A 15,762-nucleotide genomic window follows, 5' to 3' on the forward strand; every position below is an offset into this window, starting at 1 on the left:
TTCGCAATAAGTTAATCTTACGGGCCTATGCCGTGGTGGGTAAAAACCAGGAATATGATAAAACTTATACATACACACTTGCTTAAACCATAGAAAACTCTAAATCCGTATACAGTGCGGAATAGTTGTAGACAGCAGTTGCGCATTAAGAAGGCACTTGCTAATCCCTGCGGTACGTTTCACCTATTTAGCCTCGCTGATGTAGTCGCTGCACCTGTACAGCTTGGTAGGCTTTGCCCCTTGGAGTTCTGAAGCCAGCCTGATTTAACTGGCGAGCAATCTCCGACCAGTTATAGCCTTCGTTCACTAACTTAGTAATCATAGCACCCGCTAAACGGCTGTTGACATTGTCGGCCGCTCGTGCCTTTATGATAACATGACCTAGCCGGGCGGCTTCGCCCGTGGCAAAGGCTTCGCTTCCTTTACGCCACTGACCTGATTGCTTCACCTTCTGAATCAGTGCGCCCTTCGTGCGGATACTAATCAGCTCCCGTTCCCGATCTGCAATGGCTATGAACAGCGTCAAGGTAAATTTATCCAGATTCGGAATGTCGCAGCTCTCCAGTCTTCCTTCCAGCTCCCGGTAGATGGTTAAAGCCTGTTCGGTGTTCCGGCTTAGTCGGTCGATCTTGGCCACCACCAAAACCGCTTTGCGCTCCTGGCACAGCGTCAATGCTTTCTTCAGCTCGGGCCGGTTAAATACATCTTTGCCACTCTGCACCTCAGTAAACTCGGCCAGGATCGGCTTACCCTGGTAGAAGTGATCGATGTAGGCACGCTGCGCCTGTAGGCCCAGGCCGCTGTCGCCTTGCCGTTTGGTGCTGACCCGGTAGTAGATGACGTATTGAGGAACCATGTAAGAGTAAAGTTAAGGGGAGAGAGCTAGGGCTAGAATGGGAAAAGGAACTTTACAACCGTTGGCTGAACAGTACGGCTCAACTCAACCAGTTTGCCAATGACCATGATTGGTAACCATTAGTGAGCGGGTGAACAAGTTACCTTCTTGTAAGTTCAACTATGTTTTAATAATTTTTTAATCCAAAATACCCTTTTTGGGGTATTGCAGCAGGCTAAAGCCTTGGCTAATTTTAAAATTCATAAAGCCTAAAGACTACACTACTAGATACTTTAAGTTTAGTTGGGCAAAGGGGTGGAGGGGTGTTCCACGGGCAAAGATGGGAAAAGGAGGGTGATTTTACAAACGAAGGATGAACGTCGTACATCAGTAAATATTTTGATTTAACGGTTAAATCAAAATTAAAATTTTATATAAATTTAGCAAATCAAAAAGGAAGTCTCTTAAAGACAAACTTAAAGATGATAAAATAAGACTTAATAAAAGTAAATTTAAAGAGATGGTATTTGTCTTCTGTATGTGATCTCTTATACAATAAAAACATTTCCCTATTGACTGAAAGGTAATATAAGAGGGTGTTGGAGAACAGAGACTATTAAGGATCGTGTCACCTTTGTAGCGACCAAACTCCAAAGCCGTGACCAAACAGTTTTACAAACTAACCGATCTCAATAGGGGGAATTTTTTCTTATTTCAACTTAAAACGTAACCATGAGCTTCGCTGCATTGTCAATGCCCTCTTTATTTGTTGCTGAGAGGTTGCCAGTGGGGCAACATACCGGCAGAGTGGCCTATTTGGCAGGTAGTATATTAATGCGCAGGCGGCCTTGTACTTTGACAAATGGAAGAAGGACGGCACCTTGGAAAAAGTCAACCTGCAGCTCAAAAAGAAGGGCCAAAATCAAGCCGGCAGAGAAGCTAAACCACCCGTATTTTCTATTGATAGCCAAAGCATTACGCTGTCACCTTAATCTGTGAATAGTAAGCGCGTTAACGGACATAAACGACAGTTCTTAGTCGATCCTATTGGGCGGCTATGGCTGGCTTGGGTGCATAGAGGCGACGAGGCCAATGGTGGGGTGGGGACTACTTTAACGCTGGTGAAAGGAGATTGCCTGCTTGAATGAACGCTAAGAAAAGGACTATAGTGAACAAGCCTATAAGGGCATGTTTGCTCAAGCATTAGATAAATGGAGCATCCAATTTGAGAAGCTTTCCGACCTAAACATCCAGAGGGTTTGTACTTATAGCTAAAGGATGGGTGGTAGAGCGGAACATTGGTTGGACGAATTTCTTCCGCCGAATTGTTAAATATAATGTGTATACTGAATCTAATCCATTAGTCTGGATGTATTTAGCAAATATTCAGGTAATAATATAGCGAAGCAAACCCGATCAACAAACATTATTTTCTAACATATTTTAATAATAGATAGGATGTACAACTATTTGATATTAACAATTCTTTACTCTTAGATAGATTCAACAGTTAATAAAAACTACTAATTGTTATATACAATAACTAGTAATTTATAGAGGAGAGCGTTATTTTGTAATATTTTCTACCAACCGAGTGTTTAGGAGCCTTTAGTTACAGTGATTATTGAATTACAGCTTAATGCACTCCTTTATAAATATTACTACGACATTAGTGAAACTCTTTATAAGAATACTTAGAAATTTATTAAAAGTATATTGAAAAAGTTTAATTGAAAAAACTTCAAACCGTCAATTAATTCTACCATGTCGAACAAAAAAGAAATATCTAGCTTTACTCCGGAAGAACTCCTTTCTGAACTCAGACAAAGAGAATCTAAAACTTTAGCAAAATCTAAAAGCAACTTATCTGGTTTTCCTGCAAAGGAAATCTTCGAAAACTTATTGGAAAGTCAAAAAGTAATTTATGGTGTAGATGATAGAAAAGAGATATTTGAGATAGTTGAATCTAATATTTTAAATAATGCAGACAGCATTGTAGCTATATTCAACTTTGATCAAATCGTCTCCAATGGTGATGGTACGTCTAAACTAAGTACTCGTTCGTATAAAGAGGCTCACAGGCTATGCTCTGAAGAACCTTTTTTAGATCAGCCTGTTGGTCCTCATTGTACAGGATTTCTAGTCGCCCCGGATATTATTGCAACAGCAGGTCATTGTATAAACGGTACAAATTTCTTAATGAAACGTTTTGTATTTGGCTTTCAAATGATTAACTCTTCATTACCAACATTAACAATTTCAGATAAAAATATCTTCAAGGCTATTGGAATAATCGATAGGCGCTTAGAGCAAACCGGCTCAGACTATGCATTAATTCGCCTTGATCGTCCAGTAACAGGCCGTAAAGTTTTAAAATTGAACCAAAAAGAGAAAATTGCAGATAATGAAGATTTATATGTAATTGGCCATCCTTCAGGTTTACCTAAAAAATTTGCAGATGGAGCAAAAGTAAGAGACAATTCCGCTTCAACTCACTTTGTAGCTAATCTAGACACCTATGCAGGTAATTCAGGATCCCCAGTTTTTAATGCGAATACTCATGAAGTTGAAGGAATTCTAGTCAGAGGAGAAAACGACTTTGTACTTGTAAATGGATGTGCTAGATCCTTAGTTTGTCCTTCTACAGGTTGTAGAGGGGAAGATGTAACAAGAGTAAGTGAGTTTTTGGATAAAGTTCCCAAAATAATAGACCCTGTAAATTCTTTAGAAGAAAGAGTAGCCAATCTAGAAGTTTCAATTCAATCATTCAAAAGTGATTTTGATGAATTAAAAGCTCTATTAAAGAAATAGTAAAATAAATGTATATGATAAAAAGCTTTAGTTATATCCTTTCTTAGAAATTGTAAGGTTAGGTTCCTCAGATATATAATTAGAATGTTTTTTCTGGTTAACCTGTTTCCGGAAAACTTAACCGTTCTAAAGTAGAGAGTTTGAATGTGGTCGATGAGTTAGCCAGCGTACTCAGCGGCAGCTTACAATGAGCTACCTAAACACTTACGTTTAAACATTTCATATTCCTTCTTTGGAAAATCGTTTTTTATATTTATCATTACTTTTCATTACATCTTTTAACTTTAAAAAAAAACTCATGCACAATTTACGACCGGTTGTAACAAAAACCACCGCACATGAAGGCCTATTCGAGTTTTTAGGTGAATGGGATGTCGAACAAAGGCTATTCCACTCCCCTGGAGCTGACCCGCTTATTCGAAAAGGAAAAACGACTTTTAATTCTATTGTTAGCGGACTTGGATCAATTATGCTAACTGAATTGGAAGACGAAAATGGAGTGCCTTTTAGCTCGGTATCCTTTTTTACGTGGAATGTCTCATCGGGAAAGTATGAAGGCTACTATTTAGATACTCATAGTTTTGGTGGTTTTGAATCCTTAAGTGGTTCTCCTATAGCAAACTTGCCAAGTAGTAAAGCCACTTTAGAAAAGCATGGCATTGAAAATGCTAATAATCTTGCTGTTCGCAGGACATGGGATGGCACAGCCTCAACACCCTCTGTTAAAGAATTTAAAGATGGTGGAATGCCACAAGTTTCCGAGGTTACGAGAGTTCCAATGCGATTTATTGAGAACAAAATATCTAACGACTTATGGGTATTGCTTGGGTGTTCTACAACTAGTGAAGGAGAAGAACTTGTAGTAATGGAGAATACCTATACACGTGCGAATAAAAGTTGAATTTGTTTGCAAGTAGGTGAAATATATTTGTACTATGCAGATTCTTACCTGTTTTGCGGCTATTAAAGAGCTGAGATCAGCCATTTCTCTCCAGTTTATACCAGTGCTATTGGATGGATTTTGTAGTAGATCAGCACTTTATTAGCCGCAAAATCAGGGCCCTCACTTTAGTTTATAATATTAGCCTTAGGTGCCTAGCCATTTATATGGACCAAGCGCAGAAAGGCGTCGATGAAGTAGCTGTCCTAGAGGATCTGCAGGAAAACCAGAGTATAATACCAAAGCAGATTCAAACCGACGACGGCAGTGAGTTCATCTCTAAAGATGTGGATGTGGAACGCTGAACCTATGAGCATGGAGTGGAGATGGATTATTCCAAACCTAGTGTGCCGACCGATACCCGTTCATAGAATTATTTAATGGCAGCTTTCGGGATGAATGCTCAAATGGACTTGCAACCGTATAGTGGAGATTTTTAGGCGGCTATTGAGGAAGTGTAAAAATAAGATTCCTGTTGACTGGGCGTTCGGTAATTCAACACTGACTATTTCCGTCGGCGGTTGTATCAACCCTCGATCTATTCGAAGGATACCAACCGAGCTGCTGCCCGCGTCGCAAAATAAGTATGGTTTACCATCTCACACTTGAGAGTCTTAAAAAAACTCTCGGCCACTGCGTTATGCCAACAGTTTGCTTTGCGGCTCATACTTGCTCAACCGGTAAGCCCTTCAATTCATCCCTATATTCAGTACAGGTGTATTGGATGACCTGGTTGGTCTGAATGAAATACCAACGCCAAGCCGCTACACTTGTATCCACCGCTTTGAGGCTATCGCTCAAAGCCCAGCCCACTACTTTTCGGTCGGCCAAGTCTGAAATCGCTGTTAGGTACAGCCAGCCTTGGCCAGTAGTAATATAAGTGATGTCTGATACCCACTTTTGCCTTAATTTATCTGCAGTAAACTCCCAACTCGCGAGCGGCATCTTGAATTGATCCTTTTGCGTACGACAACTCGACGGCCATTTCTTTGAATGCTTCGCATACACACGTCGTTTAACCGTGGTTCAATTGGTGTTTGTCTCCAAATCTGCTCAAAAAAGTTTCTAGGCAAAAGTAGCAAGTTTTGGTTTTACAAACGAAGGACGAGCTTGTTGGGCCGTTAGGCGGTCCAGTTGCGCAGTAACAGCTCTTGGTGGTGTCCATAATCGGGCCTCCTCGCGGTCTTGTAAGCAAACAGCACAATGCGTTTGGCATCCATCTGGCTCCCCTACATCCGATGACGCAGCCTGGCGGCCGGCTCCGGCAAAATCGAGCGGTAACGATACGCCGTCGCGGCACCGATCCATGAAGAATCTGTTGCTACTGGAGCATTATTATAACCCAGGCGAGTTGGAAACACGGATTGCGAAATTGGTGATTATATAATTACCATCCTTATCAGGAATCGTTAGACAATTTAACGCCAGCGTATGTATTCAATAGTCGAAGTCAAGTCAAACTAGCCGAACGCAAGAAAATCAAATAGCTTATGTTAAGGCAAAGAAGAAAAAGCAGCCGCCGCTGCAGTTATATTAGCCAGCAATGGCAAACCCCTTAAAACCGCTCCTTCCTTTTTCCGCCTGTTTCTCCATTTTCCGCTGACGATCTACACTTGAACGGCTTTTTCTTTTATCTTTAACAAATCAGTCACCACAGTGCCTAAACCCCACATAAGAAATTAAGTCCAGTAGTCTACTTTAGCCTGAAGACGTACAGAATATATATGCGATGCCTAACACCTACATTTTATATGAAAGTATCGACGCTATTAGCAGTATTGTATATCGTCAATGCATGCAACGTCTCCCGCATGATGTAAGAGAGTCTATTGAAAGTTATATACATGAGAAGGACAGAAAGTCAAGACTCTTAGGTAAGCTGTTGTTGCAGGAGGGATTGCAAATATTACAAGTTTCGCCTAGCTGGATGTACCAGATAAAAAAGACAGTATTAAACCGCCCAGTTATTTCAGCACCAATTGATTTTAATATTTCACATTCAGGAAGACTAGTAGTATGTGTTGTGAGTAATGAATGCAAAGTTGGAATTGATGTTGAACAATACCAAAAACTGAACCTACTCCCATATCGCTCCTGCTGCACACATAGCGAATGGACGGCGCTTACTCTAAGCCCTGATCCATGGAAGTCATTTATTGAACTGTGGACCATAAAAGAGAGTGTAAGCAAAGCAGAAGGGCTTGGATTGCAAATGCCTTTTAACCGTATAAGAGTAGAAAACGGCATTGTAGTTTCCGATAAAAACAATAAATGGTATACAAAAAAAATTTTATTGGATACAGCCTATGCATGTACGCTTGCCCACCATGTGCCGCAAATAAATCTTAAAATTAGCAAATCACAATTCCAGCAATAACCTAGTTCAATTTCAACCAATGAATAATACGAATGCTAGTGGCGAAAAATTCACCAAACAGCAACCATCTATTGGAGGAGTCGGTTTCCACCTTTGGTTCGATACAGCAAATCTGCAAATGGATCAACAGGCGAAATCCATCTTGGAACGTCTATCCCGATCAAAATATTCAGGAATCATCCTATATCCTGACAATCTAAAAAAGTACCAACATCTAGTGAACGGACACTTACAAAAGATAATTTCTATTAAAAACAGGAATGAATTAGTAGACCTTATTAACAATGACCAAATACGGCCTAGCGATGAATCATCAGGTCAATGTATCATAATAACTAATAATGAAGATTTGCTGGATTTTGAGGACAAGGGCAAAATGAAATTCTGCTTCAAAGCATTTGTGAAAGACGCAGAATCGTTAAACGAAGCAATTGAAAAGGGCATGAAATTCGACTATCTCAGCATTCTTTTTGATGATCCTACAAATATCCCGCTGGAGCTGGTGATAGCACGGTTGCAACCCACCAACACCATATTGATGAAGGAGATCAAGGACATCAACGATGTGGAGGACGCGATTGTTTCATTAGGTGTAATGGAGGTCGGCGCAGATGGCATCATCTTCTCTCCCACCTCCCATGAAGTATATGATTCTTTCATCAAAGAGCTGGATGAGTTGATTGCCGCTCATGTCTGTATTCAGGTTGGCACCATTACTCGCAGCAAGCCGATAGGCATGGGCTACCGCGGTTGCATTGACCTCGCGGCTATCTTCAACCCTGACGAAGGCATACTGGTGGGCTCTACTTCACAAGGGGGGTTGCTTTGTTGTCCTGAAGTCTTCCACCTGCCTTATATGGAACTGCGTCCCTTCAGGGTGAATGCGGGTGGCATACACAGCTATGTTTTCCACGTGGACCATACGGATTACTTAAGCGAGCTGAAGGCCGGATCCTCCGTGATGGTCGTGAATGCAGCCGGCAAAGTGAAAAAGTATCCAGTAGGAAGAATAAAGACGGAGATACGCCCGCTTCGGCTCATTGAAGCAGCATTTGAAGGAGGAGAGATAGTGAACGTGATCCTGCAGGACGACTGGCACGTACGCATCTACTCCGACAAGGTTACTCCGCTTAACATCACGGAGCTTAAACCGGGGGACAAGGTGCTTGGCTATGTTACGGAGCCCGGCAGGCATGTGGGCATTAAGGTGGATGAACACATTATTGAAAAATAATCCTTAAAAAATTACTTCTTTTTGTATGTCAGCCGGAAAAAAAATTCGATGGTCCAGGTTCATTAAAGCCGATTCAAAAAAGGGGATCATTGTCCCCATTGATCACGGCCTTTCTATGGGCCCACTGGATGGCATCAACAATGTGCAAAGGATAGCCAACTGGATAGAGCATCCTGCGGCAAACGGCATGATTGCGCACAAAGGCATGATAGAAAGGCTTGCCTACAGGGGACTATTGAATGGCAAGGGAGTGATGATGCATTTAAACGGCATGACATCCCTTGCAAATGACCCTACTAGGAAAGAATTGCTGACAAGCATTGAATCGGCTTTAAGGCTGGGCGCCGATGGCGTTTCAGTAGAACTGCTTTTTAATGGAGCAAATGAACCACATAACCTAAAGGTGCTTGGCCAAGTGGTGGATGAAGCCATGGTATATGGTTTGCCAGTGCTGGTAATGATAAAAGACATGAACAAATATGAGCAGGCGAGCAATAGAATTAATGCCTCCAGGCAGATCATCAGAACGGTCTACGAGCTGGGCGCAGATGCAGTGAAAATACAACAACCTGAAGACACGAACGAAATACCGGCAATATTAGATGAGTTATGTGATGATATTGCCGTATTCCTTGCAGGCGGAGCGAAGTGTGCAGACGTGGAGATCCTTGCCATAGCATCGCTGGCAATAAAATCCGGCGCTACAGGCTTATGTATTGGGCGCAACGTGTTCCAGCGCCCTGATTTCAGTGCTTTCCTGAGCTCGCTGCATTCGCTGGTACACACACCACTAAAAAATGCGGCTTATGCAATCAATTAATGTGGAGCCAAGAAGTGTCCTGCTTCCAGACAAGCTGCGACATGAGCTGCAGCTTGATTCGAAATTGGGTGCGGGAAACTTTATGTACGTTGCATACAATGCCAATCCCAATAGGGACGTGGTAAATATTTTCCTGCACCAGCCCTTCAAGACTTTTTATGGAGCTACTGTTGAATCGTTCTCAATTGAAACACTAAAGGAAACTGCCGAGCGCTATGCAGCCTGGTACCTTCAGCAGGGCGTCAAAGCTAAAGACCCTGTAGCAGTATATTTTGATGAAGGCGGCAAGTACCTTGTGCATTATGTTGCGCTCACCAGCCTAGGTGCCATTCCGATCCTTACTAATGGCGCAATGCCTCTCCCGGTTGCTGCACGCCATTTTAAGCGAACAGGAGCTGTTGGCATATTTACGGATGATCCGCGTTATGAAGGACTGCTTGAGCAATTTACAGATACAGAGATCTTGTTCCTGGTAACGGATGACAATATAGGGCATTCTGAAATTCAGCCCTTGCCTGCTCATTTCCCATACGAACATCATAGCAGTGACCCAGTGATGATCACGCATTCATCCGGAACAACAGGGGTTCCCAAAGCAGTGCTATTGCAACACGGCAGATGGTTCCATGGTATCAGGCAATTGCTGGGACTGCCGCCGGCGCAAGGTGTGGATCGCTATCTTTCATCTCTGCCGTCGTCACACAACGCAGCTATCGCTTATGCCATACATGCTATATTGAACGGTTCGGAGCTGGTAATTATGTCTGAAAGAAGCGGAGTTGCCGTAGCAGCAGCTATTGAGGAGTACAAGCCTTCAACAGTAATATCATTCCCGCAGACTTTTGTGGAGTTAAGTGAAATATGCGATGCTTATGACCTAAACAGTATTTCAGCCTGGATAAATAGCGGCGATGCTGCGCATGAAACGCACATCAGGAAGCTAGTGAACCACGGCTTTCATTACCGGGGCGGCCAGCGCATAAAAGGCTCTCAATTTGTTGACGGGCTGGGCTCATCAGAAATGGGGCATTCAAGCTTTCGCATCATTCATACCCTTTACACCAACAACTATGATAGGTGTGTAGGTCTGCCGCAGAAATGGGTGGAAGCAACCATTCTTGACGAGCATGGCTACGAGCTGCCACAGGGCAGAATAGGTATGCTGGGCGTAAGATCGGAAAGCATTACTGAAGGATACTGGAATGATTCGGTGCTTACGCACCGCTCGCGCCTGAAAGGCTATTTCCTGACCGGTGACCTTGCCTACAAGGATCATCTCGGCTGCTTTTACCATGTTGACCGTATAACGGATGCCGTACTTACCAAAGACGGATGGTTCTATACCCTGCAAAATGAAGAGTTGCTAATGAAAGAGCATGCCGAGATTGCCGACTGCACGATTATTGGCATTCCGGCTGAGGATAATGTACAGCAATTGGTGGCTTTTGTAAGGTTATCAAAAGAGAGCAAGATTACAGAAGAGGAATATCTGCAACAACTAAACGCCGATTTAAAGGCAAAAGGCAGGCCGTTACTATCGCAATTGAAAACGGTAGGAAAGGATGAAGTGCCTGTGGGCATTACAGGCAAGGTATTGAAGCAACTATTGAAACAAAAGTTTAAAGAACAAAGCACTCGCAGCACATAACTACCATATGAATATGAAGGTTTATGAAGGATTTTTTTTCGAAGCAAGCGGAAATTGGCAACAGGGGTTGGAAGGATCGGGTCATATTATGACAACCTCTTTTGAGAGCCCTATCGGCGCACCTGTATCCATGGGCGGCAAAGGTGTCGGCACGAATCCAGAGGACTTGATGGTGGCGGCAGCCGCAAGCTGCCAGCTGCTCACACTGGCCGCCATAATGCAATTCAATAAGATTCCATTTAACAATATTACCATTACCAGCAGGGGTGCCTTCAGATTTACGAAAGCAGGTCCAGAGCTGACACGCATAGAGCACTGTCCGGAGATTTGGCTGAACCAAGAAGAATATGACCGCTCCGCTGCAACAATAAAGAAGTTCTTTTCATTGGCTGAGAAATCATGCCTGGTCTCCAAAGCCATTCAAAACAATGTTGAAGTTGTGGTAAAAGGATGCATTCAGTATGAATAAGGTTTATGCTATGACGCTGCCATCAGTATGCATGCCCGAAATCGAACATGCTGGTGTGTATGATCACGTAGAGATAGTCCTCGGCAGCAAGGTCACGAAAAAAGTGGAGTCATTTTGCGCAAAACACAGTGCTGATACAGATACGGTCATACTGTCGGCCTTCTTTGCTCTGTTAGTAAAATACCTAGATGCGCGCAAGACCATACTACACGTCCTTATAGACAGCCGCAGCTTAATTCTCACACTGCAAAATGCACAGCAGAATAATTTTTGCTGGCTCATAGATTCATTGAACGGGCAGCTGCGAGGGAAGCAGAGTATATCCAGCAGCAGCGACGTCGCATATCCTTTTGTCTTTGTGGCCGATAACCAGAGCATTGAAAACAATGCAGGTATAATAACGCTGGTGGCAGAGCCAGAAGATGGAGGTAAGGCAAAAATGGTGTTTGACAAAACTGCTGTGCCACGCTGGTATGTGCAGCAGTGGGCAAAGCATTTAGCACAGCTGCTATACCGGTTGTGTGATCATCCGTATAAGTCATTACCTGAAATTGAATTACTTTCTGAAAAGGAGCAGCGGCAGTTGCTAACCCTTGCAGAAGGACCAAAAATAGATTATCCTACTGATACCATTTACCAGCTTTTTGAAAAACAGGTGGCGGCTTCCCCAGATCGTATTGCGGTTAAAGGCAATTCCATATATGGTGAAAGTATTTCTATTCCGTACCGGCAGCTTCATCAACAGGTGGAAGCTCTTGCTTCCAAGATACAAGGCATGGTCATGGCAGGGAGGCAGGCCATTGGTGTGTACCTTCCTCGGTCTGTAGAATCGTTGATCTGCTTGCTGGCAATAGCGAAAACAGGTGGGCTGTATGTCCCGCTGGACGCTGCATTTCCGTTAACTTATGTAAAGCAAATCGCGGACGATGCGGGGTTGAAGATCATTGTTAGCAGTAAGGTACATGAGAAAGATGCCGCTTCGCTTGCAAATGAGCTCATCTGTATTGATGGGGAGTACGAAACAACAATGCCTCCTGCTCCACAGGCAAACATCACGATTGATTCCCTACTGCTCATCATGTACACTTCCGGGTCGACAGGAAAGCCAAAAGGCGTGATGCATGTCCAGCGCCAGGTAGTGAACCGCCTGCACTGGATGTGGAAGGACTATCCATTTAAGGCAACCGATATCTTAGGCCAGCGATCATCGGTAAATGTAATGCCCTGTATGTGGGAAATGCTGGGAGGATTGTTGAAAGGGATTACCACGGTTATTATACCAACAGAGCTGCAACGTGAGCCTAAAGCTTTTGCGCAATTCATTTTCGAGCACCGGATAAGTTTCATCACGCTGAACCCATCGTTGCTAAAAGCCGTGCTGCAGTACGATGAATGCGCTGTGTTGCTTGCCTCCTTGCGAATAGTAATCGTAGGTGGTGAAATATTGCAGCACCAACTGCTCTGTCGGTTTAGGGACCGTATACCGCAGGCTACACTTGTAAACGATTTTGGCGCTACGGAGGTGAATACTATCCTGCATGCTGCATTTACACCTTCGCAGCCACTTGACCAAGTGAATCCTGCCGCGGGTAGGCCTATTTCCAACATCAGCGCCTACATACTTGGCAAGGACATGCAGTTGCTTCCACCTGGCATGCCGGGTGAATTGTGCGTGAGCGGACACTCGATGGCCACAGGATACTATAAAAATGAAGATCAGACGAAGAAAAGATTTCCGGTTCATCCTTTATTGGGCAGGTTGTACCGCACCGGCGATATGGGGATGGTGTTGCCGGGAGGGCAAATAGAAATGAAAGGCCGTTTGGACGGCGCCATCAAAATCAATGGCTTTCTTGTTGAAACCACGCAGATTGAGCATGCGGTACAAGACATTCCAGGAGTGAAAAAGTGTGCCGTTGTGGCAAGAACATTAAAAAGTGGCAAGCATCAGCTTCATGCATTTGTTGAAACCATAGATGGTAACTCGCTACTAGGGCTCCGACAGCAGCTAGGCGAAATGCTTCCTTGGTATATGTTGCCTGCTGCATTCCATTTTATGCAGGTATTACCCCTGAGACCCAATGGCAAAACAGACAGGGTGACATTGCTAGAGATGACTGATATCCAGCCGATACAGTCCAATATGGAAGAAGAGCGGTCTGTACTTCAAACAATTTACCGATACGTGGCGGCCATACTAGAAATACAGGAATCTGCTGTTCCGCCCGGCAAGCCGTTCTTTGATATAGGTTTGGATTCGATGGGAGCAATAACGCTGGTGCAGCTACTTGAAAAAACTTACAAGCTTAGCCTGCCCGTCTCAACACTGTTCGATCATCCTACACCACAAAAGCTAAGCAGCCACCTCTTAGGATTGATCAACAGCATTACACCGCTTCTGGCACCACAAGCTCCTGCTACTGAAGATTCGGTAATTAAGCGTGATACAGATATTGCCGTTCTCGGTATTTCCGGCAGGTTCCCCAAAGCCGCCAACGCGAGCGCATTCTGGAAAAATTTATTGGATGCAAGAGACTGCGTGGAGGAAATTCCGGCTGAAAGATGGGATGTAACCGGCATATACGATCCTGACCCTAGCAAGAAAGGCAAGTCCCTCAGCAAATGGGCAGGCTTGTTAAGCGGTATAGACCAGTTTGAACCGCTGTTTTTCAATTTGTCTCCACAGGAAGCGCGCCTTATGGATCCGCAACACCGCATGATGCTGATGGAGGCATGGAATGCGCTGGAAGACGCGGGCTATACCCCGGATGCGCTTTCCGATTTGCAGGTAGGGGTTTACATCGGCGCAAAGAAAGGAGACTACGATTCATTGTTTGCGGAAGATATTACTCCTTCGGCAGAAACGCTCATTGGCAATGATGCGGCTGTGCTCAGTGCACGCTTGTCATATTTTCTGAACTTTCATGGTCCTAACCTGACCATTGACACTGCCTGTTCCTCCTCGCTTGTAGCGGTGCACCTCGCATGTCAGGCAATACAAAATGGAGAGATTGACATGGCGCTAGTTGGCGGGGTATGCATAAACCATGCGGCATCATTTTACGTGGCCACCAGTAGGCTTGGCATTTTTTCTGCCACCGGGAAATGCCGCGCTTTTGATAATAGTGCCGACGGCTTTGTGCACGGTGAAGGTGCCGCCTTTGTACTGTTGCGACCATTGGCCGATGCGAAAAGGAATAACGATTATATCTATGGGGTGATTAAGGCCACAGCGGTAAATCACGGTGGTCGCGCCAATGGGTTGGCTTCTCCGGGTGCTGCGGCCCAATCTGCCGTGCAACTTCAGGCCTATCAACGATACGGCATCAACCCTGAAAATATTTCCTATGTGGAAGCACATGGCACGGGAACGCGATTGGGTGATCCTATAGAGATAGATGCGCTGACACAATCATTCAGGAAATATACGCGCGGCAGCCAATTCTGTGGCATTGGCTCAGTAAAGACGAACATCGGCCACCTGACGGCTGCGGCAGGGATAACAGGGCTGATCAAGGTGCTGCTTTCACTTAGGCACAAGGTATTGCCCCCATCACTTCACTTCTCAAATCCCAATGAACATATTCGGTTCAAGGAAAGCCCATTCTATGTAGTCATGGAAAAGCGGGATTGGAAGTCTGCTAGCGGCCGGCCCCTGCAGGCCGCCATCAATTCATTCGGCATGGGTGGCACCAACGCCCATTGTGTAGTGCAGGAAGCGCCGCAGCAGGGGCAGGATCAACTTATAATTCCTTGGTACTTGGTGCCTTTAAGCGCAAGAACTCCGGCATCACTTTTATCCAGAATAAAGGAGCTACATGACTGGTTGCAGGAAAATCCAAATGCATCGCTACACAGCATTGCTTACACTTTATGCGTTGGCAGGGTGTTCTTTCCTTTTTATCAATTGTTCCTTGTTAGCAGCATGCAGGATCTAACCGGGCAGTTAGCGCAGGCCTGGGACAAGCCATTGTTCTTAGAAATACAGCCGGCATCCAAAAGGGTCGCAGAGCAACCAATGACGAATGCACGAGAGGATGCTCGACAATATTATGTTCAGCTGCTATCGCTTAAGGCTTGGATTGAAGAAGGGGGTAGGCCTGACTGGCAAGCGCTATTCGCAAAAACACCGGCTAACAGGATGCCATTGCCTGCCTACTCTTTTAACACGCAAAGCTACTGGGTAGGTACGCCTGCGATAAAAAAAGCCGATGAGCCCATGCCCGAGTCGACGGGCGGCAACGGCACTGGAAAGGAAGGGAATACCGCAGAAGAAATATTGGTAAACTCAGTGGCCAGGCTGCTGGAGGTTTCTATGGAGCAACTGGCATTTTCCGTTTCGTTAGCTAATTACGGTTTCGATTCTATTAAGGCCATGACGCTCAAATATGAACTGGAACAATCGCTGAAGCGTGAAATAAACATGGAGCATTTGAATCCGCATAATACGTTGGATGAGGTATTGCAAGGTATCCGTGGCGCAGAACCTGTTGCAGAAAATATTTCAATACAGGAGTTGGTTAATAAATTCCTTAATGATCAGCTTGAAATAGAAACGGTGGACAGCGCTTTGCTGGATAAAATATATGCATACATGGAAAATATCTCAAGCGGAAAGTTATAACAAC

The 15,762-nt window shown here is 44.3% G+C and carries 12 protein-coding genes; 9 read left to right on the forward strand and 3 right to left on the reverse strand.

Annotated features, from left to right (window positions below; translation table 11 throughout):
* Window positions 1–187: 187 nt before the first annotated feature.
* Window positions 188–856, reverse strand: a complete 669-nt coding sequence (locus tag ABD949_RS20205; protein WP_345246369.1) for a recombinase family protein — start codon at window positions 854–856, stop codon at window positions 188–190.
* A 1,743-nt stretch (window positions 857–2,599) separates the two neighbouring features.
* Here ABD949_RS20205 and ABD949_RS20210 point away from each other — a divergent pair.
* The 3 genes from ABD949_RS20210 to ABD949_RS30895 all read left to right on the forward strand — a co-directional run bounded on the left by ABD949_RS20210 (window position 2,600) and on the right by ABD949_RS30895 (window position 4,891).
* Entirely contained in the window at window positions 2,600–3,646 is a 1,047-nt protein-coding gene (locus ABD949_RS20210) for a trypsin-like serine peptidase (RefSeq protein WP_345246371.1), read from the forward strand.
* A 232-nt stretch (window positions 3,647–3,878) separates the two neighbouring features.
* Window positions 3,879–4,547: a hypothetical protein gene (locus ABD949_RS20215; protein WP_345246373.1), complete on the forward strand. Its 669-nt coding sequence runs from the start codon at window positions 3,879–3,881 to the stop codon at window positions 4,545–4,547.
* Between the two features lie 113 nt (window positions 4,548–4,660).
* Window positions 4,661–4,891 carry a hypothetical protein gene (locus ABD949_RS30895; protein WP_486348246.1) on the forward strand — a complete coding sequence of 77 codons (231 nt, stop codon included), beginning with the start codon at window positions 4,661–4,663 and terminating at the stop codon, window positions 4,889–4,891.
* A gap of 233 nt (window positions 4,892–5,124) precedes the next feature.
* Here the strand turns inward: ABD949_RS30895 and ABD949_RS30840 are convergent, their stop codons facing one another.
* Both ABD949_RS30840 and ABD949_RS20225 read right to left on the reverse strand, forming a co-directional pair.
* On the reverse strand, window positions 5,125–5,253 hold the full coding sequence (locus ABD949_RS30840) for an IS3 family transposase (RefSeq protein ID WP_425576780.1): 129 nt from the start codon (window positions 5,251–5,253) through the stop codon (window positions 5,125–5,127).
* On the reverse strand, window positions 5,250–5,531 hold the full coding sequence (locus ABD949_RS20225; protein ID WP_425576781.1) for a DDE-type integrase/transposase/recombinase: 282 nt from the start codon (window positions 5,529–5,531) through the stop codon (window positions 5,250–5,252). The genes ABD949_RS30840 and ABD949_RS20225 overlap by 4 nt, the downstream gene beginning before the upstream one ends.
* An 850-nt stretch (window positions 5,532–6,381) precedes the next feature.
* Here ABD949_RS20225 and ABD949_RS20230 point away from each other — a divergent pair.
* Genes ABD949_RS20230 through ABD949_RS20255 form a run of 6 tightly spaced genes read left to right on the forward strand, consistent with a single transcriptional unit; the run spans window position 6,382 to window position 15,758 of the window.
* Window positions 6,382–6,963 (forward strand): 4'-phosphopantetheinyl transferase family protein, encoded by a 582-nt coding sequence (locus tag ABD949_RS20230; protein WP_345246377.1) that lies wholly within the window; start codon window positions 6,382–6,384, stop codon window positions 6,961–6,963.
* Window positions 6,964–6,982: 19 nt separating this feature from the next.
* Window positions 6,983–8,197: a 3-dehydroquinate synthase II domain-containing protein gene (locus ABD949_RS20235; protein WP_345246379.1), complete on the forward strand. Its 1,215-nt coding sequence runs from the start codon at window positions 6,983–6,985 to the stop codon at window positions 8,195–8,197.
* 25 nt (window positions 8,198–8,222) lie between these two features.
* On the forward strand, window positions 8,223–9,017 hold the full coding sequence (locus ABD949_RS20240) for a class I fructose-bisphosphate aldolase (RefSeq protein WP_345246380.1): 795 nt from the start codon (window positions 8,223–8,225) through the stop codon (window positions 9,015–9,017).
* A complete protein-coding gene (locus ABD949_RS20245) occupies window positions 9,004–10,665 on the forward strand; it encodes a class I adenylate-forming enzyme family protein (protein WP_345246382.1) in 1,662 nt (553 codons plus the stop codon). The genes ABD949_RS20240 and ABD949_RS20245 overlap by 14 nt, the downstream gene beginning before the upstream one ends.
* Window positions 10,666–10,672: 7 nt before the next feature.
* Window positions 10,673–11,134, forward strand: a complete 462-nt coding sequence (locus ABD949_RS20250; protein WP_345246384.1) for an OsmC family protein — start codon at window positions 10,673–10,675, stop codon at window positions 11,132–11,134.
* Complete coding sequence (locus ABD949_RS20255; RefSeq protein WP_345246386.1) at window positions 11,127–15,758, forward strand: beta-ketoacyl synthase N-terminal-like domain-containing protein; 4,632 nt, start codon at window positions 11,127–11,129, stop codon at window positions 15,756–15,758. The genes ABD949_RS20250 and ABD949_RS20255 overlap by 8 nt, the downstream gene beginning before the upstream one ends.
* Window positions 15,759–15,762: the final 4 nt, after the last annotated feature.

It is taken from the genome of Nibrella saemangeumensis (assembly GCF_039541915.1).
Classification (GTDB): domain Bacteria; phylum Bacteroidota; class Bacteroidia; order Cytophagales; family Spirosomataceae; genus Nibrella; species Nibrella saemangeumensis.

Coding starts and splice junctions, on each gene's coding strand:
- ABD949_RS20235 (WP_345246379.1), top strand. CDS start 6,983: ATGAATAATACGAATGCTAGTGGCGAAAAATTCACCAAACAGCAACCA.
- ABD949_RS20210 (WP_345246371.1), top strand. CDS start 2,600: ATGTCGAACAAAAAAGAAATATCTAGCTTTACTCCGGAAGAACTCCTT.
- ABD949_RS20245 (WP_345246382.1), top strand. CDS start 9,004: ATGCAATCAATTAATGTGGAGCCAAGAAGTGTCCTGCTTCCAGACAAG.
- ABD949_RS30895 (WP_486348246.1), top strand. CDS start 4,661: ATGGATTTTGTAGTAGATCAGCACTTTATTAGCCGCAAAATCAGGGCC.
- ABD949_RS20240 (WP_345246380.1), top strand. CDS start 8,223: ATGTCAGCCGGAAAAAAAATTCGATGGTCCAGGTTCATTAAAGCCGAT.
- ABD949_RS20205 (WP_345246369.1), bottom strand. CDS start 856: ATGGTTCCTCAATACGTCATCTACTACCGGGTCAGCACCAAACGGCAA.
- ABD949_RS20230 (WP_345246377.1), top strand. CDS start 6,382: ATGCAACGTCTCCCGCATGATGTAAGAGAGTCTATTGAAAGTTATATA.
- ABD949_RS20225 (WP_425576781.1), bottom strand. CDS start 5,531: ATGCCGCTCGCGAGTTGGGAGTTTACTGCAGATAAATTAAGGCAAAAG.
- ABD949_RS30840 (WP_425576780.1), bottom strand. CDS start 5,253: ATGAGCCGCAAAGCAAACTGTTGGCATAACGCAGTGGCCGAGAGTTTT.
- ABD949_RS20255 (WP_345246386.1), top strand. CDS start 11,127: ATGAATAAGGTTTATGCTATGACGCTGCCATCAGTATGCATGCCCGAA.
- ABD949_RS20250 (WP_345246384.1), top strand. CDS start 10,673: ATGAATATGAAGGTTTATGAAGGATTTTTTTTCGAAGCAAGCGGAAAT.